The sequence below is a fragment of the Geodermatophilus sp. SYSU D00815 genome, from assembly GCF_054050035.1.
Map to the genome: position 1 here is coordinate 36262 of NZ_JBJGYO010000025.1, position 26599 is coordinate 62860.

The following is a 26599-nucleotide window of genomic DNA, read 5'->3' on the forward strand; positions in this document are numbered from 1 at the left end:
CGTCGTACCGGTGGAGGGGACGACGCAGTCCCCGAGGCCGCCGCCGGACACCGGCCGCCTCACCGGCTCACCGGGCCGAAGGTACACAGCGGACCCGGAATTCGGGGACTTCGGGGCACGCGGATCCTCACGCACAGCGACGACGGCCGCCGCGCGGTACGGGGAAAGGCCACGTGGGCACCACTGCAGGTGAAGCGTCAGCTACTCGCTGTCACCGCTGTGCCGGCCGACCCACTGCTCCACGCCGGTCCACCGCGGCAGCCGCCGCAGGACGCGCTCGGGCACGTGGGCCCGCGCCGTCGACCGGGCCCGCTGGTAGGCGCGGCGGGCGATCGCGGCCGGACCCCGTCCGAACATGCGGACGCGCACCAGCTCCTCGACACCGTCGGCGAACACGAGCTTGTAGTCGTCGGGCGCGCCCAGGAAGAAGAACCGGGACAGCCCGGGCTCCTCGAAGCCGTGCCGCACCATGCGCTGCAGCATCAGCGTGCCCGGGGAGTGCTGGGCGAACTCCTCCGAGTAGGCGAACTTCAGGCCGTAGCGGCGACCGTCCTGCTCCAGGTTCATCGCGAACGCGGCCGGCCGCCCGCCCACCCGGAGGAACGCCAGCCGGAGGATGCCCGCCTCGGCGGCCCACGCGCCGGACCGCCAGTACAGCTCCCGGGTGGTCGGCGCGGACAGCACGGCGGTGCCGGCCCGGCCCTTCCAGCCGGCCAGCTCGATCCCGAAGCCCTCCTCCAGCAGCCGGGGCAGCTCGGCGCCGGGGGCGGCGACGACCTGGAACTCCACCGCGCCCAGCTTCGCCAGCCGCCGCTCGATGTTCCGCAGCCGCTGGCGGCGCTTGCTGCTGAGCCGCTCGGCCTCGTAGCCGGCCCAGTCGCCGGACACGTCGACGTAGGGGTTCTGGCCGGCCGGGTACCAGAGGAACGGGCGCGGGCTGCCCGGCTCGACCTGGCGCAGCACGCGGGCGGTGAGCTCCGACACCGGCAGGCCGGGGAGGTCGACCTGCGGGACGCGCCGGCGCAGCAGGCCGGCGACCAGCGCCCGGGCCGCGTCGTCGTCCCGCGCCACGAGGCCGGTCTCCGAGGTCTCCGAGTTGCTGACGGCGGAGAAGCCGCCGCGGCGCCGGACGAGGGGGAGGACCGCCACCAGGGCGCCGTCCCGGCGCACCGAGGCCAGCCGCAGGGCGTCGTCGTCGCCGAAGGCCGACACGGAGGCCAGCACCCAGCCGGGGCGCAGGAACGGCGACGTCCCGCTCGCCAGCGCCAGGGCGTCCCAGGCCCGTTCCGCCTCCGCGTCGAGGCGCTCGACGGCGAACTCCTCCATGTCCGTCCTCCCCGGGGCACCGACCGGCGGTGTGCCGGAGACCACGGTGCCGATCGCAGACTGGTCCCGGCGCGGCCGGCGGGCCTGCCGCACGACGCCTCGTGTCACCCGTTCGAGGGACGCCGGCGATCCGGTTCCCCCGGTCGGCGGCTACCCGGCCGCGGCGTCCCCCGCCTTGCGGCGGATGCTCGCGGGCACGCCGACGGCGGTCGCGCCGGGCGGGACGTCGGTGAGGACGACGGCGTTGGCGCCCACCCGGCAGCCGTCGCCCAGGTGGACCGTGCCGATGATCTTCGCGCCGGCGCCGATGAAGACGTCGTCGCCGAGGGTGGCCGCGGGGTCCTCCTCCCGCACGCCGATCGTCACCTGGTGGTAGAGCACCGCCCGCGCCCCGATGCGCACCGTGGGGTGCAGCACCGTGCCCCGACCGCCGTGCGGCAGCCGGATGCCCGGGCCCGCGATCGCCGAGAAGGGCAGGTCGGCCCCGATGTAGCCGCGCGTCCACACGAAGTCGGCCACCTGGCACACCCGCCGCAGGAGGAAAGCCAGGACGCCCGGACGGCCGCGCAGCGCCTGCCCCGCCCGCCACACCAGGAGGGTCGCGCGGGCGTCGAAGAACTCGTTGACGGCGTAGTCGGCGCGCAGCGTCCGCAGGAAGCCCTCCTCCAACACGCCGGGCAGTCTGACACGACGCCTCCGGGCCACCCGTCGGAGCACCGGACCGGCAGGACGCCGACCAGCGGGTTACCGTCGCCTGCCGTGACCCCCGGCCTGCTGCCGCGCCTGACGGCGCTGCGCGTCCTCGCCGCCGTGGCGGTCGTCTTCTTCCACCTCGACGCCTGGCACGTGGCCTCCCTGCCCGCCGGGCTGTCGTCGGTCGGCTACATCGGCGTCTCGTTCTTCTTCGTGCTCTCCGGGGTGGTGCTCGCCTGGGGCACCCGGCCGGGGCTGCCGGCGCGCACCTTCTACCGGCGGCGGTTCGCCCGGGTCTGGCCCAGCCACGCGGTGGTGCTCGGCATCGCCGCGGTCGTCCCGGTGGTGCAGGTGGCCCGCGGGTGGGACGTGGCGCTGCCGAACCTGCTGCTCGTCCAGGCGTGGTGGCGCGACCCCGAGGTCGTCTACGGGATGAACGGGGTCTCGTGGTCGCTGTCGTGCGAGGCGTTCTTCTACGCGGCCTTCCCGCTGACGGTCCTGGTGCTCCGCCGGGTGCCCGCGTGGGCGCGGTGGGGCGCGGCGGTGCTCGGCCTGGTGTTCGCGCTCGTCGCCTACCAGGTCACGAGCTGGTCGGGCACCCTGCCCGTCGTCCGGTTCGCCGAGTTCCTGCTCGGTGTCGTGGCCGGTCTCGCGCTGCGCGACGGCTGGCGGCCGCGCGTCCCCGCGCCGGCCGCGTGGGCCGCTCTCGCCGCCGGGCTGGCCGGGTGCCTGCTCGCCCCGCCGTCGGTGGCCGACCCCCTCGTCGGCGCGGTCTTCCTGGTGGTCGTCCTGGCCGCGGCCGACCGCGACCTGGCCGGGCGCACCGGCTGGCTCACGAGCCGACCGCTCGTCTTCGCCGGGGAGGCCTCCTTCGCGCTGTACCTGGTGCACGAGCTGGTCATCGTGAACCTGCGCGCGCACCTGCACGGCCCGGCGTGGGCGCAGGCCGCCGCCCTCCTGGCCGTCGCGGCCGCGGCCGCGGTCGCGCTGCACCTGGCCGTCGAGCGGCCGGTGAACCGGCTGCTGCGCGGCGGATCGGCCTCCGTGGCGCTGGCACCGCCCGCCGCCGCGGCGCCGGATCACCCGCGAGGTTGACGTCGCGGGTGAAACGGTCCCCATGAGTCCGTTCGGTGTGCATAATCCGCCGCGTGCTCGACGGGGAGTGCCAGATCGTGGCAGTGCGCGAGCTCGGCCGGGCCGAGCTGGACCGGTGGGAACAGCTGCGGACCGGCCGGCCCGCGCTCGAGAGCGCGTTCCTGAGCGCGGCCTACGCCGCCCACGTCGGCGCGGTGCGCCGTGACGCCCGCGTCGCCGTCCTCCGCGACGGCGGTCCGGGGGGCGAGATCGTCGGCTTCGTGCCCTTCCACACCGGCCCCACGCGGCTGGGGCGACCCATCGGCCGGAAGCTGTCGGACGCGCAGGGGCCGGTCGTCCACCGCGACCACGCGTGGGACCCGCGCGCCGTCGTCCGCCGCAGCGGGCTGCGGGCCCTGGTGTACGACCACCTGACCGACGACCAGCCCGCGCTCGCGCCGTTCGTGACGGCGTCCGACCCCTCGCCGCAGCTCGACCTGTGCGGCGGGTTCGACACGTACGTGAAGACGGCCCGGGCGGAGGGGCGCGGCGGGCCGCACGAGGCCGCCCGCAAGCTGCGGCGGCTCGAGCGCACCCACGGCGTCCGGTTCACCTGGAACGAGCGGGACCCCGCGGTGCTGCGCACGCTCATGGCCTGGAAGTCGGAGCAGTACCGGCGCACCGGCGCCTTCGACCAGATGCAGCGCCCGTGGGTCGCCGAGCTGCTCGAGCGCCTGCACGCCTCGGAGGACCCCTCCTGCGCGGGCGTCCTCTCGACGCTGCACGTCGGCGACGACCTCGTCGCGATGGACTTCGGCGTGCGGTCGGGCGGGCACCTCACCTCGTGGTTCCCCGCCTACGACACCGCGTGGGCCAAGCACTCGCCCGGCAACGTGCTGCTGCTGCAGACCGCGCGCGCGGCCGCCGAGGCCGGCGTCCAGGCCCTGGACCTGGGCAAGGGCGCCGAGAGCTACAAGGACCGGTGGGCCACCGGCCGGGCGCGGGTGCGCACCGCCGTCGTCCCGGGCACGGCCGTCGGCGGCGTCCTCGGCACCGCCGGCCGGCTCGTCTGGGGGGTCGCGCGGCGCACCCCGGTGCGCGAGCGGGCCGCCCGGCTGCACTGGCGGCTCGACGTCGGCTGAGGCCGGCGCCACCCCCGCCCGGGCCTCACCAGGCGCGAGAGCGCCCACCACGGCGGCCGTTGTCCGCATAATGCGCCGCGTGCTCGACGGGGAGTGCCAGGTCGTGGCGCTGGGCGAGCTCGGACCGTCCGAGCTCAAGCGCTGGGAGCAGCTGCGTGCGCACCGGCCGGCGCTGCGCAGCGCCTTCCTCAGCGCGGCCTACGCCGCCCAGGTCGGCGCGGTGCGCCGCGACGCCCTCGTCGCCGTCCTCCGCGACGGTGGCCCCGCAGGAGGGATCGCCGGCTTCCTGCCGTTCCACACCAGCCCGACGCGGCTGGGGCGGCCGCTCGGTCGCAAGCTCTCCGACGCGCAGGGCGCCGTCGTCCACCCGGACCACGCCTGGGACCCGCGCGCCGTCGTGCGCCGGGCCGGGCTCCGCTCGCTGTCCTTCGACCACCTGGTGGACGGTCAACCGGCCCTCGCCCCGTACGTCACCGCCTCCGACGAGTCGCTGCACCTCGACCTGAGCGGTGGCTTCGAGGGCTACGTGGCGGAGGCCCGGCGGCAGGGCCGGGGGGCACCGCGGCACGCGGCCCGCATGCGCCGGCGCCTGGACCGCGCACGCGGCGACGTGACGTTCACGTGGGACGACCCCGATCCCGCCGGGGTGCGGGCGCTGATCGCGTGGAAGTCCCAGCAGTACCGCCGCACGCGGGCCTTCGACCAGATGCGGCGACCGTGGGTGCCGGAGCTGCTGGAGCGTCTGCACGCCTCGGCGGACCCGACGTGCGCGGGCGTCCTGTCGACCCTCCGCGTCGGCGGCCAGCTCGTCGCGGTGGAGTTCTGCCTGCGGTCGGGGGACCACCTGGCGTCGTGGTTCCCGGCCTACGACCCCACCTGGGCGACGTACTCACCCGGCAACGTGCTCTTCCTCGACCTCGTCCGCGCCGCCGCCGCGGCCGGCGTGCGCACGATCGGCGTCGGCAAGGGGGTGGAGGCCTACAAGCACCAGTGGATCACCGGGAGCACGCCGGTGCGCAGCGCGGTGGTCCCCGGCCACCCGCTCGCCATGGCGGTCACGACGGCGGGACGGATCGCGTGGGGGATCGCCCGGCGGACCCCCGCGCACGCCGCGGCCGGCCGGCTGCGCTGGCGCATCGACGTCGGGTGAGGTGCGAATGCGCCCGCTCAGTGCCGCACGGTCGGCGGGCGGTCGGGCGGGCGGCGCTTCCCGCGCGAGGCGCCGGCGCGGTAGCTGAGCACGACGCCGCCGTCGTCGCCCCGCCGCTCGGCGATGCGGATGGCGCGTCCGATGGTGAGCGCCGTGACCAACCCGAGCACCACCCAGACCACTGCGATGATCAGCACCCATGTCATGGGCCCGTCCTCGGTGGATGGACCGGCGATGATCTCGTCCCAAGTTCTTACGAGGGCCGGTGGGAAGGGATGGCGAACCACCACATCGTGCCGCGCGGCGCCGACCTCGGCAATTGCATCGTTGAACTTCTGAGGAAGTGCACAGCCAGGCGCCCGGTGCCCGGGGGTGGCGTCGCGGCTCCGCCGCCGGTCGCTCACGCACCGTGACCCACACGCCGTGATCGTTCTCCCGGACGGCGCCACCGATTGACCCGGTCGCCTCCGCTCACCACGTTCGCTGGGGTGACCGGTGAGGTGTGCTCGCAGCGCGCGCGCCCTCGCCTGCCCGCGACCCTCCGGCGGACCCTGCTGACCGCCCTGCTCTTCGCCGGCGTCTGGTTCCTCCTGGTCCTCGCCTCCTCGACCGCCCGCGCCGGTGACCAACCCGTCTCCCGGGACGTCGAGCTCGCGGGCTCGACCCAACCCTTCGCCGACCCGTACGCCGACGACGGGGAGCCCGAGCCCGTCCAGGAGGACGCCGGTCCGGAGAGCGACCCGGACGCGCCGGAGGAGGACCTGCCGCCGGCCGAGCCCGACGACGGCGCCGGGGAGGACCCCGGGCACGAGCCGTGGCCACCGCCGCAGCCCCCGCTGCCGGAACCGGTCGTCGTCCCCTCGGCGCCGGCTCCCGCGCCGGTCCCGGTCGTGGTGCCCGCCGCGCCGGCGCCCGCCCCGGCTCCGGCCCCTGCGCCGGCCCCCGCCCCCGCGCCGGTGCCGGCCCCCGCGCCGGCTCCCGCGGCCGAGCCGGTGCCCGCGTCGTGCCCCGTGGGACCGGTCGAGCCGGCGACGACGGCGACCGCGGCGGGAGCCACCACCGTGACCGCGACGGCGGCGGCGACGGCGATCGCCCCGGCGGTCGCGGCCGAGCCCGCCGTCGCGCCGGCGGCGCCCGCCGAGCCGGCGCCCGCCGCGCCCGCCGAGCCGGCGCCCGCCGCCCCGGCGGCGCCCGCCGAGCCCGCGCCCGCCGCCCCGGCGGCGCCCGCGGACCCGTGCGGCGCCGAGGCCGAGCCGCCGGCGCCGACGACCACGGCGACGCCGCCGAGCGACCCCGAGTCCGCCGTCCCGGCCGAGGACGCGGCCACGGCGCTGCCCGCGCCGGACCAGCCGGTGTTCGGGCCGGTCGCCCGCCCGGCGACGTCCACCGGGTCGGCCGAGGCCCCTCGGCGGGCCGCCGCGCCGGCCGGGGCGCCGACCGGCCTGGAGCCCGCCACCGCGCCCCTCGGGCCGCCGTGGGCGCCCACCCCGTTCCACGCGCCCCCGCCCGTGGGGCCGGCGCCCGGCTCGGCCGCGGCCGCCGGGAGCTCGGGGTCCGGCGGCTCCCACAACGACCGGGACGACGGCCTGCCCGCAGCGATGCTGAGCGGTCACCCGCTGCTCGATCTCGACGCCTCCGCCGGTCCCTCGCCGGCGTCCGACGCGGCACCGCCGCTCGACCGGGGCGGTGACCCGGCCACCAGGCCGGACTGACCTTCCGCGCGACGCAGCCCCCCGCGTCGCGCCGGGCCTCGTGCTGCCCGGCGCAGGGATCCCGGGCCCCCGCTCGTCCGAGCGGCCGCCGGGATGCCCATCCGCTGTCAGCTGCGGCCCGAGGGCCGTCCGGAGCGCACCGCCGCCGGTGCGCCGTCCACGAGGACCGATGTCATGCAACCGATCGTGCGCAGGTTCGGCTGCGCTCCACGAGGTCGCCGTCCGCTCCCGGCGGAGGGGTGGCGTCCCCGATGAACCCCGTCCCCACGCCGCGGAGCGGTTCCGGAGGGGACCGGCCGCCCGCGCCTCTCACCGTGCACCCCGTGCAGGTCTCGCTCGCGAAGGACCTGCTCGACCGCGTCGTCGCCGCCGTCCTGCTCCTGCTGGTGCTCCCGCTGCTGGCGGGCGCCGCGCTCGGTCTGCGGCTCGAGCGCCCGGGCCCCGTGCTCGTCCGGCGGCCGCGGGTCGGCGAGCACGGCCGGCCGTTCGACCTGCTGACGTTCCGCACCGACGAGGACGACCCGCGCGACACCGGGCTGCCCCGGCTGCTCCGGCGGACGGGCCTGGACCAGCTGCCGCAGCTGGTCAACGTGCTGCGGGGCGAGATGTCGGTCGTCGGGCCGCGGCCCCGGCGGGTCGAGGACCTCGACCCGGCCGACGACCTGCCGGTGCGCCCCGGGCTCACCGGGCTGGCCCCGCTGGCCGACCGGGCCGGCTCCGGGGAGGACGCCGGGAGCCTGGTGCGCTACGTCGAGAACTGGTCGCTCCGGATGGACCTGGCCATCCTGTGGCGCAGCGTGCGGACGGCCGGCCGCGGTGGTGACGCCTACTGAGGCGGCGGTGCGCCGGTCCAGGCCAGCAGCTCGTCGGCCGGCCAGGTGTTCACCACCCGGTCGGGGTCGACGCCGCACTCGACCGCCCGCTCGCAGCCGTTGCCCTGCCAGTCCAGCTGGCCGGGGGCGTGCGCGTCGGTGTCGATGGCGAACTCGCAGCCGGCCTCGACGGCCAGCCGCAGCAGCCGCCGCGGCGGGTCGAGCCGTTCGGGGCGCGAGTTGATCTCGACCGCCGTCCCGGACTCGGCGCACGCGGCGAACACCGCCTCCGCGTCGAACTGCGACTCCGGCCGCGGCCGCTGGGTGCCGTCGCGCTGCCGGCGGCCGATCACCAGCCGGCCGGTGCAGTGGCCCAGCACGTCGGTGTGCGGGTTCGCGATCGCGGTGAGCATGCGCCGCGTCATCGTCGCGGAGTCGGCCCGCAGCTCGGAGTGCACGCTCGCGACCACGACGTCGAGCCGGCCGAGCAGCTCGTCGGTCTGGTCGAGCGAGCCGTCGACGTTGATGTCCACCTCGATGCCGGTGAGGACCCGGAACGGCGCCAGCTCCTCGTTGAGCGCGGCGACGACGTCCAGCTGCCGCTCCAGCCGCTCGGCGGTGAGGCCGTTGGCGACGGTCAGCCGGGGGGAGTGGTCGGTGAGCGCCAGGTAGTCGTGCCCGAGCGCCATCGCCGCCTCGGCCATCTCCCGGATCGACGACCCGCCGTCGGACCAGTCGGAGTGCGCGTGCAGGTCACCGCGCAGCAGCGCGCGGAACTCGGCCACGTCGTCGGCGAGCGGCACCAGCTCGGCGAACTGCTCCTCCAGCTTCGCCAGGTACTCGGGCACCTCGCCGCGGGCGGCCTGCACGATCGCGGTCGCCGTCTTCGGGCCGATGCCCTTGAGGTCCTTGAGCGTGCCCGTGCGGATGCGCCGCTCCAGCTCGGCGTCGTCCATCGCCTCGACGACGGCGGCCGCCGAGCGGAACGCCTGCACCCGGTACGACGGCTCCCGGGCGCGCTCCAGGAGGAAGGCGATCCTCCGGAGCGCGGCCGCGGGGCCCTGCGGTGAGCTCAGCTGCTGACCTTCTTCGCCTGCTTCTTGGCCTGCTTGCGGGCCGCCCGGGCCTGCTTGGCCGCCTTGCGCTGCACCTTCTCGGCCCGCTTCTGCGCCCGGGCCAGCTGCTTCTCGGTGGCCTCGCCGGCCCGGCGGGCGGCCCGCCGGGCGCGCCAGCCGACCGACGGCCGGCCCTCGGTGTCGACCGCGGCCAGCAGCGTGGCGCCGGCCAGACCGACGTTCTTGAGGAAGTGGATCAGCTGCTGCTGGCGCTCGGGACCCTGCTTCTCCCAGAAGCGGTGCCCGGCGACCGTGGTGGGGACGATCGAGCCGGTCAGCGCCAGGGCGGAGAGCCGGGGGAACCGGCCGAGCGCGAGGAGGCCGCCGGCGCCCACCATCACGCCGGCGTTGATCTTCACCCACTGCTCGACGTCCTGGGACACCTGGACCGGGAGCTGCTTGTCCGCCTGCTCGGCGACCTTCTCGACGACCGGCCGCGCGGCGGCGACGCGGGGCGCCGGGTTGCGCAGCGCGTCGACCCCGAGGACGACGAACGGGGCGGCGAGCAGCGGCCGGGCGATCCGGCGGACCAACATGGTGACCTCTTTCCCTCGGCGGTGCGCGTGATCGTCGGGGCTGCCTTCCCCGCGTTCTCCTGCGGCAACCCCCTGGTGGGGACCGTAGCGGTGGCCGCCACCCCCTGCTGGTCCGCCGAGGTCAGGCGGGCAGCTCGTCGCCGGCGAGGGTGGCGACGCCGGGCACCGCGGCCGCCGCGCGCAGCGCGACGAGGGCCCCCGGGTCACCGGTCGCGGCCCACCGGAGGAAGTCCGTCGTCACCGCCTCCACGACGGCGTGCCACGGCTGGGAGGGGTCCGCGTAGGGGTCGTTGTGCCCGCCGCCGACCAGCTCCACGAAGGCCTTGGGCGCGGGGGCCGCCGCGTAGACCGCCCGCCCGTCGTCGAGCGTGATGGTGTCGTCGTCGGTGCCGTGCAGGAAGAGCACCGGCACCGACGGCTGCGCGAACGGCAGCGCCTGGCCGGCGGAGGTGCCCGCGAGCAGGACGGCGGCGCCGATCCGCGGGTCGGCGGCGAAGTCGGTCAGCAGCCCGAGCGTGGTCACCGCACCGAGGGAGTGGCCGGCGACGGCGATGCGGTCGGCGTCGACGCGGTCGGCCAGCTCGTCGCCGGGGGTGCTCGCCAGCTCGAGCACCGACGAGATCACGAAGGACACGTCGGCCGGCTGGTTCACGACGTCCTCCACCACCCCCGGGCTGCCCGCGGAGGTCAGCGGGAACAGCGGGGCGGCCACCACGAAGCCGGCCGCGGCCCAGGTCTGCAGCAGGGGGTAGAAGGAGGCGGGCGTGCCGTCCAGGCCGTGGCTGAACACCACCAGCGGGAACGGCCCGTCGCCGGTCTCGGGCCAGTACAGCGTGGTCGGCAGGACCCGCCCGGCCGTCGCGTCGGCGCCGGCCTGCGCCGGGGTGGGGTCGGTCGCGCGGGTGGGGTCGGTGAGCTCGAGCTGCCGGCTGCGCACGCCCTCCTGGACCGGCACCGCCGTCTCCGCGGGCGACGACGCCGGCGTCGACGGGCGGACCGCGCCGACGGCACCCGAGCAGGCGGTCAGGGCCAGCGCGACGGCGAGGACGCCGGCGGTGCGCAGGGCGGTTCGCACGCGCCGCGGCATGGTCGTTCCCCCGTTCGTCGATCGGACCCGCCGACGCTACGGGCGCCGGCGACGCCCGCGCCCCGGCCGGAGCCGCGCCGTCCCCCGAAGGAGGGGGCGCGCCGGGTCAGGCGGGCGTGGCGGCGAGGCGGCGGGTGAAGAGGTCGACCACGGCGGTGGCCAGGGCGGCCAGCCGGTCGCACTGGTCGAGCGACAGCGAGCGCGGCTCCTCGTCGAAGACGCAGAGCGTGCCGACGATCGTGCCCGCGACGACCAGAGGGGCGCTGGCGTAGGCCCGCACGTGCCCGAGGCGGCCGTCGACCCACGGGTTGCCGATGAAGCCGGTCTCGGTGGTGAGGTCGGTGAAGGCGTAGACGTCGGGCTCCCAGCCGGTCACCTGGGCGCACAGCGAGTCCTCGCGCGGCGTGTCGCCGCCCGTGAAGCCGTGCGTGGCGATCTGGCACTGGCTCGGGCCGTGCAGCAGGTTGATCGTCGCCTGCGCCATGCCGGTGGCCACCGCGGCCTCGTGCACGAGCGCGCGCAGCTGCGGGTCGTCGGCGACGACGTCGTCGAGCAGGCCCAGCTCGTCGATCAGGGCGGCCTGGCGGGCGGGCAGGGCGGTGTCCACGGGATCTCCTCGCGTTCGGTGGCCGCTGCTCCCAACGACCCGCTCCCGTCATCGACCGTTTCCTGGTCCGACTTGATGGTTGGAGCCGTTCTTGTCGCGGACGACACACAGCGGGCCGCCCTCACGGAGGGCGGCGGGCGTCGTCACGCATCCGCGCGACCTGCCGTCGGACGGATCCGTACCGGACCGATCCGTCACGGAACCGTTGCCCCCGTCGGGTGCGGTCGGGTTGGCTGCCCGGCGCAGGTGGACAGCGCGCTCACAGCCGGGCGCCGAGGAACACAGGACCCGCCCATGTCCCACAGCCGGCCTCGTCCCGTCACCCCCCGTCGCGGCCCGCTCGCCGCCGCGCTCGCGCTGCTCGTGGTGGTGGTGCTGAGCGCCACCGCGGCCCAGGCGCACGTCCCCACGCCCGGCAGGCCCGTGGCCGTGGCGCCGATGCCGGTCGCTCCCGGCGTGCTCGTCCCCACGCTGACGTGGGCGCCCTGCGGCGTCACGCAGGAGGGCACGGCCGCGGGCGTGGAGTGCGCCACGGCCGGGCTGCCGATGGACTACGACGACCCGGGAGGCGCGCAGGTGCAGATCGCCGTCGCGCGGGTGCCGGCCGTCGACCGGGCCAACCGGATCGGCTCGCTGTTCTTCAACTTCGGTGGTCCCGGGGCGTCGTCCGTGGACTTCCTGCAGACGGCCGGCGCGGGTTTCCTGGCCACGCTCAACCAGCGCTTCGACCTCGTCGCCTTCGACCCGCGCGGGGTCGGGCAGAGCACGCCGGCCATCGACTGCCGCGTCGACCAGGAGGCGGTCGGCCTCGCCTCGCAGCCCTTCCCGACGCCGCTGGACGTCGACGTCCCGGCCTTCGTGGCGAAGTCGCAGACCTACGTGGACGCCTGCCTGGCCAACGGCGAGATCCTGGCGCACGTCTCGACGGCGAACGTGGCCCGCGACCTCGACGTGCTGCGCGCCGCCGTGGGGGATCAGCGGCTGAACTACCTCGGCTTCTCCTACGGCACGGTCCTGGGCAGCACCTACGCCTCGCTGTTCCCGGACAACTACCGCGCGCTGGTCCTCGACGGCGCGGTCGACCCGCAGGAGTACGTCCACGACCCCTCGGGCCTGGGCCTGGAGCAGACGGCCGGGTTCGAGCGGGCGTTCTCCCGCTTCCTCGAGGCGTGCGCGGTCGACCAGGTCGCGTGCTCGGGCTTCGGCGGAGCCGACCCGCGGCTGGCGTACGACCAGCTGGTCGCGGCGGCGGACGCCAACCCGATCCCGGCGCCCGGCTACGCACCCGACCCGCGGCCGGTGGACGGCGACGACATCCGCGCCGTCACGCTCATCGCGATGTACGCCAAGCAGTTCTGGGGCGACCTCGCGGCGTTCCTGGCGCAGACCGCGGCCGGCGACGGCTCGGCGATGCGCGCGGCCGTGGACGAGGCCTTCTACGGGCGCCGGCCGGACGGCACCTTCGACCCCGGCGGCGACCGCTTCTTCACCATCGCCGGCTCCGAGCAGCGGTACCGGCCCGAGGTGGAGTTCCACCTCGACGTGGGAGCGAACTCCTGGGCCTCGTTCCCGCACTTCTGGTGGAACACCGGCTACCCGGACGTCAGCTTCGGCCTCTGGCCGGTCGACGACGCGGACGCCTTCGGGGGCCCGTGGACCGTGCCGGCCTCCTCGCCGACCCCGCTGGTCATCGGCACCGCCTACGACCCGGCGACGCCGTACGCCTGGTCCGAGCAGCTGTCCGCCCAGCTCGGCAACGCCCGGCTGCTCACGATGGAGGGTGACGGCCACACCGCCTACGGCGGCAACAGCCCCTGCGTCGACGCGGCCACCGAGGCCTACCTGGTCGACCTGGCGCTGCCGGCGCCCGGCACCGTGTGCGCCCAGGAGGTGCCGTTCACGGCGCCGGTCCCGGTGGAGGCGTCGACCGCCACCTCGGTGCTCGCCTCGGCCGGGCGCCTCACGCTCCCGGTCGGCAGCCGGTAGCGCCGGCTACCGGTCGGTGCGGCAGCAGTAGACGGTCAGGCTCCCGCCCTTGCGGAAGCGGAACCGCTCCGTCGTCTCGCCGGCCTCGCCGTCGTAGGCCACCTGCTGCGGGCCCGACCGCGAGACGACGTCGAGCGACTCGACCTGCAGCTGCGCGTAGCCGGAACTGCGCTCGCTGATGCCCAGCAGGCTGCCGAGCACCGCCCGCGTGCGGCTGAAGCGCACGTCGGCGCGCAGGAACTGCACGTCGAGCAGCCCGTCCTCCAGCCGGGGCCGCCAGGCCGGCGCCAGCCCGCGCGGGGTGTAGCAGCAGTTGCCGACGAAGAGGATCCACACCTGCACCGGCCGGCCGTTGACCAGCAGGGACACCGGCACGTGGGTGCGCAGGACCTGCGCCGCCGCCACGGTCATCGCCGCCCACCGGCCCATCCGCCCGGCCAGCTGGTCGCGCCGCCGGACCATCGCCGGGTAGGCACCGATGCTCGCGGTGTTGAGGAACGTCGTCCCGTTGACGGTGGCGACGTCGACCCTGACCGCCGATCCGCCGGTGACGGCCGCGGCCGCGTCCTCCGGCGTCGCCACCCCCACGTCCCGGGCGAAGTGGTTGAGGGTGCCGGCCGGGACGACGGCCAGCGGCAGCCCGTGCTCGACGGCCACGGCGGCGGCCGCGGCCACGCTGCCGTCGCCGCCGGCCACCCCGAGCGCGCGGGCGCCGGCGCGGACGGCCTCCCGCAGGATCGCGTCCACCCCGTGGTCCTCGCCCATCTCGCGCACCTCGGCGCGGGGCAGCAGCTTGCGGATCTCCTCGGCCGGGTCGTAGTCGTCGGTGCCCGAACGCGGGTTGACCGCGACCACCAGGCCCTCGCCGTCGGGCAGCGCGGGCGCGGCGTGCGCCGGCCGCACCAGGGCCGGCGTGCGCGGGCGCACCTTCCACCAGTGCTCGCCGGCCGTGGCCACCGCGGCGCCGACCAGGAACCCGGCGGCGACGTCGCCCGGGTAGTGCACGCCCACGTGCACCCGCGAGTAGCCGACCGCGGCCGCCACCGGCGCCAGCGCCGTCCCGGCGAGGGTGTTCTCCATCGCGACCCCGGTGACGAACGCCGCCGCGGAGGCCGAGTGCCCGCTCGGGAACGACAGCGTGACGGGGGAGCGGTGCAGCTTCCGGTCGGCGTGCAGGTTGGCCATGTCCGGCCGGACCCGCCCGAACAGGCGCTTGAGCACGAGGTTGACCACGGCGCTCGACACGCTCATCGACCCGACGCCGCGCAGCGCCCCGCGGCGCAGCGACCCCTTGCGCAGGCCGAGCAGGACGGCGAGCACGAGCCACAGCCGGCCGTGGTCGGCCGCGCGGGAGAGCCGGCGCAGCCAGCGGTCGGCCGGCGTGGTGGGCAGGCGGCCGATGTACGCGTGCAGCCGCGCGTCCCAGGTCCGGGGATGGGGCACGGGTGGACGGTAGTGCCGGACCTGCCGTTCCGCGCCCGGCCGGTAGCCTGCGGGAGTGCTCGTGAGCCTCCTGGACGACCGCTACGTGGCCGAGCGCTTCGGCCGCGGACCGGACCGGGTGCTCGCGCTGCACGGCTGGGGCCGCACCCGCGACGACTGGGCGCCGGTGCTCTCCGGCCTCGACGCGCTCGCCCTCGACCTGCGCGGCTTCGGCTCCTCGCCGGCCCCCGGGGAGGGCTGGGGCACCGAGGAGTACGCCGAGGACCTGGTCCCGCTGGTCGAGTCGCTGGACCGGCCGGTGCTGGTCGGGCACTCCTTCGGCGGCCGGGTCGCCGCCCGCCTCACCGCCCGCCACCCCGAGCTCGTCGGCGGGCTGCTGCTCACCGGCGTCCCCCTGGTGCGCAGGGACACGGGCAGGCGCAAGCCGCCGCTGGGCTACCGCGCCGCCAAGCTGGCCCACCGCGTCGGCGTTCTCGGCGAGGTGCGCATGGAGGCGGCCCGGCGCAAGTACGGTTCTGCCGACTACAAGGCGGCGGAGGGGGTGCTGCGCGCGGTGCTGGTGCGCACGGTCAACGAGACCTACGACGACGTCCTGGCCCGGCTGCGGGAGTTCCACGGCCCGGTCGAGCTGGTGTGGGGAGAGCACGACACCGCCGCCCCGCTGGACACCGCCCGGCAGATCGCCGAGCGCACCGGCGGCACGCTCACCGTCGTCGACGGCTCGGCGCACCTGCTCGACGCCGCGCTCGCCAAGGCCATCCACGAGCGCGTGCGCGCCATGGTGGACGCCGCGTGAACGGTTGGCTCACCGCGGCGGAGTGGGTGGCCACCGCCGCCGGCACCGCGGCCGCCGGCCTGACCTGGTGGCGGGTCGCCCAGCGCGAGCACTACGAGCCGGGCCGCTGCACCTCCACGCTGCGGCTGTGGCTGACCCGCAAGCCGTCCTCCGGCGCGCCGTACGCGCTGGGCGCCGCCTTCGCGATCGCCTCGGCCCGGGTGCCCGGCCTGGTCGCCCCGGCGGCGCTGTCGTTCGCCGCCGCCCCCACCGGGCTGGTGATCCGCAAGCCGTTCCCGCGGCCGGCGTTCACCCCGCGGCTGCGCCGGCTGGCCGGCGGCTGGGTGCTGCTGCACGCCGCGGTCGCCGTGGCCTTCCGCAACCCGACGGTCAACGCCGTCCTCATCCCGTTCGGCGCGCCGATCACCGACGGCGTCCTGGCCGCGCTCAAGCCGCTCGAGAACGCGCTGTCGAGGAAGTTCGTCACCAGCGCGCAGGCCAAGCTGGCGCAGGTGGCCCCCGACGTCGTCGCCATCACCGGCTCGTACGGCAAGACCTCGACCAAGGCCTACACCGAGGCCCTGCTGGCCGGCGAGACCAGCGTCTACGCCAGCCCGGCCAGCTTCAACAACCTGATGGGGCTCTCCCGCAGCGTCAACGACGGGCTCGCGCCGGGCACCAAGGTGTTCGTCGCCGAGATGGGCACCTACGGCCCGGGCGAGATCTCGCGGTTGACGAAGATCTTCCCGCCCAGGGTCGCCGCGATCACCACGATCGGCGAGGCCCACCTCGAGCGCATGGGCAGCCGGGCGACGATCGTGCGCGCCAAGCTGGAGATCGTCGAGCAGGCCGAGATCGTCGTCCTCAACGTCGACGTCCCCGAGCTGGCGGCCGCGGCCGACGAGCTGGCCGCCACCAAGACCGTCGTCCGCGTCTCCACGCAGCCGGGCACCGACGCCGACGTCGCCGTCGTCGCCGAGGGCGGCACCTGGGAGGTGCGCGACGCGACCGAGCGGAAGACGGTGATCGCCGAGCCGCCGGGCACCGGGCACCCGACCAACCTGGCGGTCGCGATCGGCATCGCCCGCGCCCTCGGCGTCGGGTGGCCGGGCATCGTGGGCACGCTGCGCCGCCGGCTGCCCGGGGTCGCGCACCGCGCCGAGGTGCAGGTCGACGCCGGCGGCATCTCGATCATCGACGACACCTACAACGCCAACCCGAACGGCGCGAAGCAGGCGCTCGACCACGCCGCGGCGCTGAGCGAGGGGCACCGGCTCTGGGTGGTCACGCCGGGCATGGTGGAGCTGGGCGACCAGCAGCACGCGCGCAACGCCGAGTTCGCCCGCCAGGTGATGGCCGTGCCGCAGGCGACGCTGGTCGTGGTGGGGGAGACCAACCGGCGGGCCCTGGTGGAGGGCTCCACCGACGAGCGGCGCATCCTGGCCCGCAGCCGCCGCGAGGCGATGACCGAGGTCGGCGCGTCGGCCGGGCCCGGCGACGTCGTCCTCTTCGAGAACGACCTACCCGACCACTACCCGTGACGGGTGGACGACCGATGGCAGGAGGAACCATGCAGCGGGTAGCTGTCGCGTTCGGCGGCCCCTCGTCGGAGCACGACATCAGCATCCTCACCGGTCTGCAGGCGGCGCGGCTGCTGGAGCAGGCCGGCAAGGAGGTGCTCCCGCTCTACTGGGACCGCTCCGGCGCCTGGCACCTGGTGCCGGTCGAGAGCGAGGCCCGCGACTTCGTCGACGGCGCCCCGAAGGCGGCCACCCGCGTCGAGCCGGTGCTCGGCCCCGACGGCGGCTGGCGGACGACGAAGGGCCTGCGCCCGAAGCACCACCGGCCCGACGCCGTGCTGAGCACGTTCCACGGCGGCACCGCGGAGGCCGGCGGCGGCCGGGCGATCTTCGACGCGATGCACCTGCCCTCGACCGGCGGCAGCCTGTACGCCGGCGCGCTGTCGGTGGACAAGCTGTCGTTCGGCTCCACGGTGGCCGCCGCGGGGCTGCCCGCGCTGCCGCGGGTGGCGCTGGGCAAGGGCTTCCGCGAGCCGGAGTTCGACGGGCCGTACATCGTCAAGCCGCGCTTCGGCGGCTCGAGCATCGGCATCGAGATCGTCGAGGACCTCGCCACGGCGACCGGGCTGGTCAAGCAGAGCGTGCACCTGCAGGCCGGCGCCGTCGTCGAGCCCTACCGGCCCGACCTGTTCGACCTGAACATCGCCGTGGTCACGCACCCGCAGTTCCGGACCTCGCTCATCGAGAAGCCGCTGCGCGAGGGCGACGACACCTTCTACAGCTACCGCGACAAGTACCTGCACGAGTCGGGCATCAACCGGGCCCCGCGCGAGATGCCGGCGCCGATCCCCGACGAGCTCGCCGACCGCATCCGCACCCTCGCCGAGCAGGTGAGCGACCTGGTCGGCCTGGGCAGCCTGGCGCGGCTGGACTTCCTCAGCAACGGCGAGGACGAGCTCTACGTCAACGAGGTCAACAACATCCCCGGCGCGATGTCGCTGTACCTGTGGCCCGACGACTCGCCGTCGCAGCTGCTGCTCGGCGCGCTGGAGCAGGCCGTCGCCTCGTTCCGCGCCGGCCAGGAGGTGGCGGCCTTCGCCCGCGGCGAGGCGCTGCGCGCTGCCGGCGGCATCGCCGCCAAGCTCGCCGGCCTCGGCCGGTAGCCGGCGGTGGCCCAGGGGCGCAGCCGCACCGTCCACGTCGTCCACCGGTTGGCGCGACACCTCACCCGGTCCCGCGCGCGGGCCGGTGTGGTCCTCATGCTGCTCAGCGTCGCCTTCTACGCGCTGCTGCGCCGCTGGGAGTTCACCGGCCGCGACGAGCTGCAGCAGGTCGCGCTGATCCTGGCCGGTGTCGCGGCCAGCGCCGTCTTCCTGCCCGAGCTGTCCTCGGACCTGTGGCGCCTGTCGCGGGACGAGGTCGAGAAGCTGGTCCCGCGGCACCGCCGGGACGGCATGCTGCGCTCGCTGCTGTCTGCCGACTCCCAGGACGCGGAGTGGGACGACCTGGTGCACCGGCAGGCGGTGGCGCCGCTGATGGCGGCCGCCAAGGCGCCCGAGGTCGTCGTCAAGAACATGGACTACACCGTCGCCGTGCACCTGGACCGCAAGGTCGCGGTCGGGGACCGCGTCCTGCGCATCACCCAGGTGGAGACGACGTCGGTGAGCCTGCGCCGGCTGCCGCGGGCGCCGGTCGACGGGTTCTTCGTGAGCGTGGCCCGCACCCCGCTCGCGCTCGACCACGAGTTCTCGGCTCCCGGCTGCCTGTCCCGGGAGATCGTCGAGCTGCGCGACGACGACGGCGTGCCGCTGCCCACCGAGGAGTGGTACGCGGCGATGGCCGAGCTGTGCGACCTGCGGGTCGAGATCAACGGCACGTACCCGGAGGTGCGGCGCAAGGAGGGCGAGGCGGCCGACGTCGTCCGCTGGTACTTCACCCCCGGCAAGGAGGAGACGACGCACGTCCCCCTCCGGGTGTCGTTCACCTTCCCGCTCAGCCCCGGCATCGAGGAGTTCCCGGTGTTCTTCCGGGGCTACTACTGCGCGGGCGCCACCGTGGTGACGGCGAAGGTCTACGGCCTCGGCGCCGACGCCCCGCTGCGCGTGCACAGCTTCTTCGCGCGCGGGCTCGGCGAGGAGCGGCGGGAGGACGTCGTCCAGGGCGAGAACGACCTGTGCAAGGTCGCGTCGTTCAGCAGCGGCAGCGACAGCATCCTGTGGCCCGGCAGCGGCGTGCTGTTCGACTGGCACACCTGCCCGCGGCTGCCGTGACCGGGGCCTGGCTGGCCGACCCCGCCCGGCTGGGCCTGCGCGCCGACGCCCTGCCGGCGGGGAAGCCGGTCGTCGTCCCCGCGCGGCTGGCCGAGCGGGCCCGGGAGGTGCCGATCGCCGACGACGGCGAGCCGCTGGTCCCGGTGCCGCTCCCGGTGCGCCGGGTCTACGCGGAGCTGCCGTTGCGCGCGCTGCCCGCGCGGACCCTGCTGCGGCAGGGCCTGGCCGAGCGGCTGGTGGACGCCGACGCCGCGCTGCCGGCGCCGTTCTCCCTGGTGGTGCTGGACGGCTGGCGGTCCCTCGACTTCCAGCGGGAGCTGCTGGACTACTACTCCGGGCGGCACGAGGACCTCGACGGGTTCGTCTCCGACCCGGGGGACGCCGACCTGGCGCCGCCGCACGTCACCGGCGGGGCGGTCGACCTCACCCTCGCCCACGACGGCCGGCCGCTGGCGCTGGGCACCGACTTCGACGCGTTCGAGGGCGCCGCCGCCGTCGACCGGTTCGAGGCCCCCGGTGCCGACGACCTGGTGCGGCGGCTGCGCCGGCTGCTCGCCGGCGCGCTCACCGCGCAGGGGCTGGCCCCGCTGGCCGAGGAGTGGTGGCACTGGTCGTACGGCGACCAGCGCTGGGCCGTGTGCCGGGGAGAGCCCCGGGCGCGCTACGGCCTGCTGCCCGGCTGAGCCGCCCGACCCGCGGGGCTTGCGGTACCGGGAGCCCGGCTCAGGCCGCCTTGGTGCGCTCGATCGCGCGGCGGAGCAGGGTGCCGAAGACCTTTCCCAGCGGCCAGCCGGCGGCCTCCACGCTGAACGGGAACAGCGAGGTCTCGGTCATGCCGGGGATCGCCGCCACCTCGAGGAGCACGAAGGTGCCGTCGTCCTTGACCAGGAAGTCGGTGCGCGAGAGGTCGCGCAGGCCGAGCACTCGGTGCGCGGCGACGGCGGCGTCCTGCAGCGCCTTGCGCGTGCCCTCGGCCAGCGGCGCGGGGGCGAGCACCTGGATGCGCGCGGCGTCGTAGCGGGCCTCGAAGTCGAACTGGTCGGTCTTGTCGTACTCGAGCCCGACCGGCTCGGCGGCCTGCGGCTCGCCGTCGAGCTCGACGACGGCGACGCTGACGTCGAGGCCCTCGGTGAAGCTCTCGATGACGGCGGTGTCGCCGTAGGCGAAGGTCTGCATGAGCGCGGCGGGCAGCTCGTCGACCGTGCCGACGCCCCGGACGCCGAGCACGCTGCCGCCGCGGTTGGGCTTGGTCACCAGCGGCCAGGTCAGGTCCTCGACCAGGTGGCGCACCACCTCGTTGCCGCCGAGCTCCTTGAACGACGAGGACGTGAGCGCCGCCCACTGCGGCGCGGGCAGCCCGGCGCGCTCGGTGAGGGTGCGGGCGATCGACTTGTCCCAGGCCAGCCGGCAGGAGTCGCCGATCGAGCCGGTGAAGGGCACCTTGGCGAACTCGAGGACGGTCTGCAGCGTGCCGTCCTCGCCGATGTCGCCGTGGATGGTGGGCAGGACGGCGGCGTAGGTGTGCGTGCGCAGCGCGCGCAGCAGCTCGGTGTCGGCGTCGACGACGTGCGCGTCGATGCCGAGGGCGGTCAGCTCCCGCTCGAGGCGCTCGCCGGAGAGCAGCGAGACGGCCCGCTCGTGCGAGAGCCCGCCGGCCACGATGGCCACGGGGCCGAGGTCGGAGAAGCTGTCGTCGAGCGTCACGGTGCAGACGCTAGTGGACGGGTCAGGCCTTCCGGCGCGCGCGGTAGGCGGCGACGGTGGACCGGCTGGCGCAGGTGTTGGAGCAGTACCGGCGGCTGGCGTTGCGCGAGGTGTCGACGTACACGTTGTCGCAGCCGTCGGCCGAGCACACGCCCAGCCGCTGCCAGCCGTGCTGCACGACCACCTGCGACAGGCCCATCGCGACCGTCGTCGTCAGCTGCTCGAGGGCGGCGGCGTCGGGGCGGGCGTAGTGCAGGTGCAGCTCGCCGTCGTGGTCGGTGGCGTACGGGCGGGGGCGGGCCAGCGACAGCAGCTCGTTGAGCCGGTCCATCACCTCGGCCCGCGAGCCGGCGAGCGCGACGGCCCGCACCAGCTGGGCGGTCTCCCGGATGCGCGCGGCGTCCCTTGCGCTCAGTGCGAGCGAGGTGCCCGGCGAGAACCACTCGTCGTGCGACGTGACGAACGTCTCGACGCCGTCCTCCGGCTCCAGCTCGGCGTTCGCCAGGTCGATGGCTAGTTCGACGGCGCTCGACCCGTAGGTGTCGTAGTCCAATTGACTCCCTACCTCCGGATCCCTAGTCTGGGAATCCTGTAGGGGGTCAACGCGGTTTGGCCCACTACCTGTTCCTCTTCCCCGGAAGATCTCCAGCTAGAACGAAACGAGCAACACCCGTGCGTGCGTACCTGACCGTGTGGCGGCTGCCCTCCGCCCCGGTGCTCCTCGTGGCCGGCTTCGCCGGCCGTCTCCCCTCGGCGATGGTGCCCTTGGCGCTGCTGCTCATGGTGCAGCAGCAGACCGGTTCCTACGCGGTCGCCGGGCTTGCGTCGGCGACCCACGGCATCGCCATGGCGCTGATGGCGCCGATCCTGGGCCGCCTGGCCGACCGCCGCGGCCCCCGGCCGGTCCTGCTCGCGCAGTCCGCCGTCTACCCGCTGCTGCTCGCCCTGCTCGTCGCGGTGGTGCTCGGCGGGGCGCCGGCCGCGGCCGTCGTCGGGGCGTCGTTCGCGGCGGGCACCGCCACCCCGCTGGTGTCCGGCACCGTCCGCGCGCTGTGGTCGCGGGTCGACCCGGCCGTGCGCGGGACGGCGTACGCCCTGGACGCCACCTCCACCGAGCTGGTCTTCGTCATCGGCCCGACCACGGTCGCCGCGCTCACCGTGCTGGCCTCCCCGGCGATCGCCGTCGGCGTCGCCGGCGTGCTGGCCACCTCGGGCGCCGTGGCGATCGCGACCTCGTCGGCGCTGCGCGGCTGGACGCCCTCGCGCGAGGTCAAGGCCGGCCTGTTCTCCACCGTGCTGGCCCCGGGCATGCCGCGGGTCCTGCTCAGCGGCTCGGCCCTGATGCTCGGCTTCGGCGCCCTCGAGGTGGCGATCCCTGCCTTCGCCGACGAGGCGGGCTCCCCGGGCATGTCCGGCGTCCTGCTGGCGGTGTGGTCGCTGGGGTCGGTCGTCGGCGGCCTGTGGTTCGGCGCCCGCGTGGTCAGCGTCTCGCTGCCGCGGCAGTACCGCTGGGGCCTGCTGGGCGTGACGATCGGGCTCGCGCCGCTGGCCCTGGTCTCCAGCCCGGTCGCACTCGGCGCCCTGCTGTTCCTGGGCGGGACGGCGATCGCGCCGACGCTGACGGTGCAGAGCAACCTGGTCGGCTCCATCGCGCCGGCGCACGCCACCACCGAGGCGTTCACCTGGCTGTCGACGATCGCCTTCGGGGCCTCGGCCATCGGTGCCGCCGTCGGCGGGGCGCTGATCGAGACGTCGTCGGGGGTGTCCGGGTCGCTCACGCTGGCCGCCGTCGGCGCGGCGCTGGCGGTCGCGGTCACCCTGGTGCCCGGCCGCCGTCCCACCGTGCCGACGTCGTCCCGCGGGGCCGTCGCCGCCTGACCCGCAGCAGCCCGGCTCCGCAGGTTCCGGAGGCGCTGCCGGGGCCTAACCCACGCCCTCCGGGTCCTGCAGGATCCCGACGGCGCGGGTTCGGCCCCGGCAGCGGGCGGCTGGGGGAGCCCGGTCGGCCGCTGGTAACCTCCCCGTCGGTGGACCCGCACGGGCCCCCAGGAGGCTTCGCCTAGTCCGGTCTATGGCGCCGCACTGCTAATGCGGTTTGGGTTAACCCCCATCCCGGGTTCAAATCCCGGAGCCTCCGCACCGAGACCCCGCCCCGCGTGGCGGGGTCTCAGCCTTTCCGGCTCCCGAGCAGCCCGGCGACGGTGCGCGCGGCGCGCAGCCCGGATTCGATCGCGCCGTCCATCGTGCCGTTCCAGCCGCTCGCGACGTCCCCGCCGGCCAGCACGACCCGCCCCTCGGGGGCCTGCAGCGCCGGGAGCGCGGCGTGCTGGCCCGGGCGGAACATCGACCAGGTCCCGCGGGAGAACTCGTCGGTCCACCAGTCGTGGGCCGCGATCTCCTCGACGGCGGCCCCGGGCGGCAGCAGCTCGCCGATCGCGGCGCGGACGGCGCGCTCGTCGGCGGGCGGCACCCGCGCCGCGTCCGGGCCGAAGGCGAACACCAGCTGCCGGCCGTCGTCGAGCAGCTCCCACGTCTGCACCACCGTCAGCGGCCCGTCGTCCGGCGCCAGCGCGAGGACCGGCTCGGCCGGGCCCGAGACCACCGCCCACAGCTTGACGCCGTGGCTCGCCTGCCCCTCCTTGGCCACGGTCTGCACGCGGTGGTCGAGGGCGGGCGTGAGCGCCACCGCGCCCAGCGCGTTCAGCGGGACGGCGAGCACCGCCACCGCCGCGGTGGACGCGACGCCGTCCCGGGTGGTGACGGTGACCGTGCCGTCGTGCTGCTCGATCGCCGTCACGGGCGACGACAGGCGCACCTCGGGTCGCCCGTCGGCGACGAGGGCGTCGACCAGGCCGGCCGTCCGCAGGGCGAAGGCGCCGTTCGCGTCCAGCCACAGCGGGAAGCTCCAGCCGGCCAGGGCGAACTCGCGCATCAGGGGGACCAGGCCCGCCTCGGCGCAGCGAGCCGACGCCGACGTGCTCAGCAGGGCGCTGGCCAGGTCGCGCTCGAGCGGTGGGAGCCCGGCGGAGTCCAGCCGGTCCTGGGCGGACAGGCCGTCGAGGCGGGCGACGGCGTCGGCGGCGGCGAACGGCTGGTGCGGCACCGGGAAGGCCTCCCGCGCGTCGGCGAAGAGCTGGTCGAACGCCGCCCCCAGGCGTGGCGCCAGGTCGTCCATGGAGCCCTCGTGCAGCCGTCCCCCGCTCCGGTACCGGGCGCCCCTCGGAACCGGCAGCGGACGGTAGGGGAGGCCGTACCGGGTCAGCTCGGCGAAGACGTGCGGCTGGAACCAGTGCACGTGCGCGCCGCCGAGCTCCACGTCCCGTCCGGCCAGCCGTGCGGTGCACGCGCGCCCGCCCAGCCTGTCCCGCGCCTCGAGCACCAGCACGCGCCGGCCGGCGTGCCGCAGCTCGCGCGCGGCGGTCAGCCCGGCGAGGCCACCGCCCACCACGAGGACGTCCTGCTCCACCGACGACACCATGGCGGCCTCCCGCACCTGGGCTGCAGAAGCGGGCACCGTAGTGCGCTCCGCTCGGCGGGCGGCAGGTGCTTCCGGCCCTGCCCCGGCGCGGCGGTCGACTTCCGGTGCCGGCGTCGTCACGAAGGCGGGCTCGGCGGGCCTTTCCAGGGGCGTCCCCCATGCGGTTCAGGGCGTTCCCCGATGGGCACGGCGACCCGGCGCCGACAGGCTCGACCCCATGATCGTCGCCCAAGGGCTCACCAAGACATACGGCGAGAAGACCGCCGTCGACTCCCTCGACGCCACCGTGCGTCCCGGCCGCGTGACCGGGTTCCTCGGCCCCAACGGCGCCGGCAAGTCGACGACGATGCGGATGATCCTCGGCCTGGACCGGCCCACCGCCGGCAGCGTGACCGTCAACGGCCGCCGCTACCAGGACTATCCGGCGCCGCTGCGCGAGGTCGGCGCGCTGCTCGAGGCCCGGGCGCTGCACCCGGGCCGCTCGGCGCGCGACCACCTGCGCTGGCTGGCCGCGAGCAACGGCATCCCGCGCTCCCGCGTGGACGAGGTGCTCGGCCTGGTCGGCCTCGAGGCGGTCGCCGACAAGCGGGTCGGCGGTTTCTCCCTCGGCATGGGCCAGCGGCTGGGCATCGCCGTGGCGCTGCTCGGCGACCCGCCGGTCGTCGTCCTGGACGAACCGGTCAACGGGCTCGACCCGGAGGGCATCCGCTGGGTGCGCACGCTGGCCCGCCTGCTGGCCGGCGAGGGGCGGACCGTGCTGGTCTCCAGCCACCTCATGTCGGAGATGGCGCTCACCGCCGACCACCTGCTGGTCATCGGGCGTGGGCGGATCCTCGCCGACTCCTCGATGGCCGACTTCATCACCGAGCACGCCGCGTCCTTCGTGCGCGTGCGCAGCCCGCAGCGGTCCGAGGTCGCCGAGGTGCTGCGCCGCTCGGGCGCGGAGGTCACCACCGTCGACGGCGAGCTGCGCGTGCAGGGGATGGACGCCGCCGCCGTCGGCGACGCGGTCGGCCGGCACGGGCTGTACCTGCACGAGCTGACCCTGGTGCAGTCGTCGCTGGAGGAGGCGTTCATGGCGCTGACCGCCGGCAGCGTCGAGTACGCGGCGGTGGCCCGGTGACCGCCACCCTCGACGTCGTCCGGCTCGACCCGGCGTCCGGCGCCCGCGCCCCCGGCTTCGGCGCCACGCTGCGGTCGGAGTGGATCAAGTTCTGGTCGGTGCGCTCGACGCCGTGGGCGACGGCCATGCTGTTCGTCCTCGGCGCCGGGCTCACCACCCTGCTCTGCGCGGCCGTGGCCGCCGAGCTGGCCGACGGCAGCGCCGGCGAGTCGGCCGGCTCGTTCGTGACCTGGGGGATGATGGTCGCCCAGGTGATGGCCGTCGTCCTCGGCGCGATGGCCGTGACCAGCGAGTACGCCACCGGCATGGTCCGGGCGACGCTGACGGCCACGCCGCGGCGCGGCGCCGTCCTCGCGGCCAAGGCGCTGGTGCTCAGCGGCACCCTGTTCGTGGTCGGCACCGTCACCGCCGTCGTGGGCTACCTGGCCGGCAACTGGTTCCTCGACCGGCAGGGTGTCGGGCTGGCGCTGACCGACGACGGCGTGCTGCGCTCGCTGCTGGGCAGCGGGCTGTACCTGGCGGGGCTGGGGCTGCTGGCCGCCGGCGTCGGCCTGCTGGTGCGGCACACCGCCGCGGCGCTGTCGATCGTGCTCGGCACCGTGTTCGTCCTCGGCAACATGGCGATGCTGCTGCCCGGCGCGTGGGGCGAGTGGGTGACCAAGCTGCTGCCGGGCAACGCCGGGTCGGTGGTCACCCAGCCGGTGCCGTTCAACCCCGACCTGCTCGACCCGTGGGTGGGGCTCGCGGTGTTCGCCGCCGAGACCGCCGTCGTCCTGGCCGTCGGCTACGCGACCTTCCGCCGCCGCGACGCCTGACCGGTCGGGCGCCGCCCCCGTCGGGGAACGGGCCGGGCCGGGACCGCCCGTCACCCCGGCGACGGCGCCCGCTACACTGGAGCCCGCGCCGCTCGCGCGGTGCTGCGCCCGTAGCTCAACGGATAGAGCATCTGACTACGGATCAGAAGGTTAGGGGTTCGAGTCCCTTCGGGCGCGCGTCTGGTTGAGACAGCGCCGCGGCCCCGGTTCCTCGACGGAGGAACCGGGGCC

At 75.8% G+C, this 26599-nt stretch carries 25 protein-coding genes and 2 tRNA genes; 16 read left to right on the forward strand and 11 right to left on the reverse strand.

The genetic code is table 11. The features are described from left to right. Positions 1–201 precede the first annotated feature (201 nt). Together ACI78S_RS20765 and ACI78S_RS20770 are read right to left on the reverse strand one after the other, a co-directional pair. Positions 202–1326 carry a GNAT family N-acetyltransferase gene (locus ACI78S_RS20765; protein ID WP_456976871.1) on the reverse strand — a complete coding sequence of 375 codons (1125 nt, stop codon included), beginning with the start codon at positions 1324–1326 and terminating at the stop codon, positions 202–204. 150 nt (positions 1327–1476) lie between these two features. Further along, positions 1477–1998 (reverse strand): serine O-acetyltransferase, encoded by a 522-nt coding sequence (locus ACI78S_RS20770; RefSeq protein ID WP_456976872.1) that lies wholly within the window; start codon positions 1996–1998, stop codon positions 1477–1479. Positions 1999–2085: 87 nt separating this feature from the next. Here ACI78S_RS20770 and ACI78S_RS20775 point away from each other — a divergent pair, with 87 nt between their 5' ends. The 3 genes from ACI78S_RS20775 (at position 2086) to ACI78S_RS20785 (ending at position 5385) form a co-directional block, all read left to right on the forward strand. Continuing rightward, the gene (locus ACI78S_RS20775) at positions 2086–3114 is read left to right on the forward strand and encodes an acyltransferase family protein (RefSeq protein ID WP_456976873.1); all 1029 of its coding nucleotides are present in this window, start codon (positions 2086–2088) and stop codon (positions 3112–3114) included. A gap of 53 nt (positions 3115–3167) precedes the next feature. Next, positions 3168–4235 carry a GNAT family N-acetyltransferase gene (locus tag ACI78S_RS20780; RefSeq protein ID WP_456976874.1) on the forward strand — a complete coding sequence of 356 codons (1068 nt, stop codon included), beginning with the start codon at positions 3168–3170 and terminating at the stop codon, positions 4233–4235. Positions 4236–4314: 79 nt separating this feature from the next. Then, positions 4315–5385: a GNAT family N-acetyltransferase gene (locus ACI78S_RS20785; RefSeq protein WP_456976875.1), complete on the forward strand. Its 1071-nt coding sequence runs from the start codon at positions 4315–4317 to the stop codon at positions 5383–5385. Between the two features lie 17 nt (positions 5386–5402). Here ACI78S_RS20785 and ACI78S_RS20790 read toward each other — a convergent pair whose 3' ends face one another. After that, the gene (locus ACI78S_RS20790) at positions 5403–5591 is read right to left on the reverse strand and encodes a hypothetical protein (protein WP_456976876.1); all 189 of its coding nucleotides are present in this window, start codon (positions 5589–5591) and stop codon (positions 5403–5405) included. Positions 5592–5873: 282 nt separating this feature from the next. Here ACI78S_RS20790 and ACI78S_RS20795 point away from each other — a divergent pair, with 282 nt between their 5' ends. Then, positions 5874–7097: a hypothetical protein gene (locus ACI78S_RS20795; protein WP_456976877.1), complete on the forward strand. Its 1224-nt coding sequence runs from the start codon at positions 5874–5876 to the stop codon at positions 7095–7097. 323 nt (positions 7098–7420) lie between these two features. Beyond that, positions 7421–7930 carry a sugar transferase gene (locus ACI78S_RS20800; protein WP_456976878.1) on the forward strand — a complete coding sequence of 170 codons (510 nt, stop codon included), beginning with the start codon at positions 7421–7423 and terminating at the stop codon, positions 7928–7930. Here ACI78S_RS20800 and ACI78S_RS20805 read toward each other — a convergent pair. From ACI78S_RS20805 to ACI78S_RS20820, 4 genes are all read right to left on the reverse strand, one after another. Continuing rightward, complete coding sequence (locus tag ACI78S_RS20805) at positions 7924–8985, reverse strand: PHP domain-containing protein (protein ID WP_456976895.1); 1062 nt, start codon at positions 8983–8985, stop codon at positions 7924–7926. The genes ACI78S_RS20800 and ACI78S_RS20805 overlap by 7 nt on opposite strands. Next, complete coding sequence (locus ACI78S_RS20810) at positions 8982–9560, reverse strand: DoxX family protein (RefSeq protein WP_456976879.1); 579 nt, start codon at positions 9558–9560, stop codon at positions 8982–8984. The genes ACI78S_RS20805 and ACI78S_RS20810 overlap by 4 nt, the downstream gene beginning before the upstream one ends. Positions 9561–9681: 121 nt before the next feature. Further along, entirely contained in the window at positions 9682–10635 is a 954-nt protein-coding gene (locus ACI78S_RS20815) for an alpha/beta hydrolase family protein (protein WP_456976880.1), read from the reverse strand. Positions 10636–10753: 118 nt separating this feature from the next. Next, a complete protein-coding gene (locus ACI78S_RS20820; protein ID WP_456976881.1) occupies positions 10754–11254 on the reverse strand; it encodes a GAF domain-containing protein in 501 nt (166 codons plus the stop codon). Positions 11255–11548: 294 nt separating this feature from the next. Here ACI78S_RS20820 and ACI78S_RS20825 point away from each other — a divergent pair, with 294 nt between their 5' ends. Beyond that, positions 11549–13240, forward strand: a complete 1692-nt coding sequence (locus ACI78S_RS20825; protein ID WP_456976882.1) for an alpha/beta hydrolase — start codon at positions 11549–11551, stop codon at positions 13238–13240. A 6-nt stretch (positions 13241–13246) separates the two neighbouring features. On the opposite strand, the gene ACI78S_RS20830 is transcribed toward ACI78S_RS20825, so the two are convergent. Then, positions 13247–14683, reverse strand: coding sequence for a phosphatase PAP2 family protein (locus ACI78S_RS20830; protein WP_456976883.1), 1437 nt, complete (start codon positions 14681–14683; stop codon positions 13247–13249). Positions 14684–14738: 55 nt separating this feature from the next. Between ACI78S_RS20830 and ACI78S_RS20835 the strand changes: the two genes are divergently transcribed. The 5 genes from ACI78S_RS20835 (at position 14739) to ACI78S_RS20855 (ending at position 19931) form a co-directional block, all read left to right on the forward strand. Beyond that, positions 14739–15479, forward strand: a complete 741-nt coding sequence (locus ACI78S_RS20835; protein WP_456976884.1) for an alpha/beta fold hydrolase — start codon at positions 14739–14741, stop codon at positions 15477–15479. Continuing rightward, entirely contained in the window at positions 15476–16999 is a 1524-nt protein-coding gene (locus tag ACI78S_RS20840) for a Mur ligase family protein (protein WP_456976885.1), read from the forward strand. Before ACI78S_RS20835 ends, ACI78S_RS20840 begins: the two co-directional genes overlap by 4 nt. A gap of 29 nt (positions 17000–17028) precedes the next feature. Then, complete coding sequence (locus ACI78S_RS20845; RefSeq protein ID WP_456976886.1) at positions 17029–18141, forward strand: hypothetical protein; 1113 nt, start codon at positions 17029–17031, stop codon at positions 18139–18141. 96 nt (positions 18142–18237) lie between these two features. Further along, complete coding sequence (locus ACI78S_RS20850) at positions 18238–19248, forward strand: hypothetical protein (protein WP_456976887.1); 1011 nt, start codon at positions 18238–18240, stop codon at positions 19246–19248. After that, positions 19245–19931 carry a M15 family metallopeptidase gene (locus tag ACI78S_RS20855; protein WP_456976888.1) on the forward strand — a complete coding sequence of 229 codons (687 nt, stop codon included), beginning with the start codon at positions 19245–19247 and terminating at the stop codon, positions 19929–19931. The genes ACI78S_RS20850 and ACI78S_RS20855 overlap by 4 nt, the downstream gene beginning before the upstream one ends. 40 nt (positions 19932–19971) lie before the next feature. On the opposite strand, the gene ACI78S_RS20860 is transcribed toward ACI78S_RS20855, so the two are convergent. Continuing rightward, entirely contained in the window at positions 19972–20952 is a 981-nt protein-coding gene (locus ACI78S_RS20860) for a D-alanine--D-alanine ligase family protein (protein WP_456976889.1), read from the reverse strand. A 22-nt stretch (positions 20953–20974) separates the two neighbouring features. Next, the gene (locus ACI78S_RS20865; protein WP_456976890.1) at positions 20975–21505 is read right to left on the reverse strand and encodes a CGNR zinc finger domain-containing protein; all 531 of its coding nucleotides are present in this window, start codon (positions 21503–21505) and stop codon (positions 20975–20977) included. 119 nt (positions 21506–21624) lie between these two features. Here ACI78S_RS20865 and ACI78S_RS20870 point away from each other — a divergent pair, with 119 nt between their 5' ends. Then, the gene (locus tag ACI78S_RS20870; RefSeq protein WP_456976891.1) at positions 21625–22830 is read left to right on the forward strand and encodes an MFS transporter; all 1206 of its coding nucleotides are present in this window, start codon (positions 21625–21627) and stop codon (positions 22828–22830) included. 170 nt (positions 22831–23000) lie between these two features. After that, positions 23001–23089, forward strand: a tRNA-Ser gene (locus ACI78S_RS20875). A 30-nt stretch (positions 23090–23119) separates the two neighbouring features. Here ACI78S_RS20875 and ACI78S_RS20880 read toward each other — a convergent pair. Then, complete coding sequence (locus ACI78S_RS20880) at positions 23120–24466, reverse strand: flavin monoamine oxidase family protein (protein WP_456976892.1); 1347 nt, start codon at positions 24464–24466, stop codon at positions 23120–23122. 181 nt (positions 24467–24647) lie between these two features. Between ACI78S_RS20880 and ACI78S_RS20885 the strand changes: the two genes are divergently transcribed. The 3 genes from ACI78S_RS20885 (at position 24648) to ACI78S_RS20895 (ending at position 26545) form a co-directional block, all read left to right on the forward strand. Further along, positions 24648–25553 (forward strand): ABC transporter ATP-binding protein, encoded by a 906-nt coding sequence (locus ACI78S_RS20885; RefSeq protein ID WP_456976893.1) that lies wholly within the window; start codon positions 24648–24650, stop codon positions 25551–25553. Then, entirely contained in the window at positions 25550–26368 is an 819-nt protein-coding gene (locus ACI78S_RS20890) for an ABC transporter permease subunit (RefSeq protein WP_456976894.1), read from the forward strand. Before ACI78S_RS20885 ends, ACI78S_RS20890 begins: the two co-directional genes overlap by 4 nt. 104 nt (positions 26369–26472) lie before the next feature. After that, positions 26473–26545: transfer RNA gene (locus tag ACI78S_RS20895), tRNA-Arg, on the forward strand. The last annotated feature ends 54 nt before the right edge of the window (positions 26546–26599 follow it).

Bases quoted from the DNA above. Each gene is read 5' to 3' on its own strand.
- ACI78S_RS20765 (WP_456976871.1), bottom strand. From the start codon at position 1,326: ATGGAGGAGTTCGCCGTCGAGCGCCTCGACGCGGAGGCGGAACGGGCC.
- ACI78S_RS20790 (WP_456976876.1), bottom strand. From the start codon at position 5,591: ATGACATGGGTGCTGATCATCGCAGTGGTCTGGGTGGTGCTCGGGTTG.
- ACI78S_RS20810 (WP_456976879.1), bottom strand. From the start codon at position 9,560: ATGTTGGTCCGCCGGATCGCCCGGCCGCTGCTCGCCGCCCCGTTCGTC.
- ACI78S_RS20825 (WP_456976882.1), top strand. From the start codon at position 11,549: ATGTCCCACAGCCGGCCTCGTCCCGTCACCCCCCGTCGCGGCCCGCTC.
- ACI78S_RS20845 (WP_456976886.1), top strand. From the start codon at position 17,029: ATGCAGCGGGTAGCTGTCGCGTTCGGCGGCCCCTCGTCGGAGCACGAC.
- ACI78S_RS20850 (WP_456976887.1), top strand. From the start codon at position 18,238: ATGCTGCTCAGCGTCGCCTTCTACGCGCTGCTGCGCCGCTGGGAGTTC.
- ACI78S_RS20885 (WP_456976893.1), top strand. From the start codon at position 24,648: ATGATCGTCGCCCAAGGGCTCACCAAGACATACGGCGAGAAGACCGCC.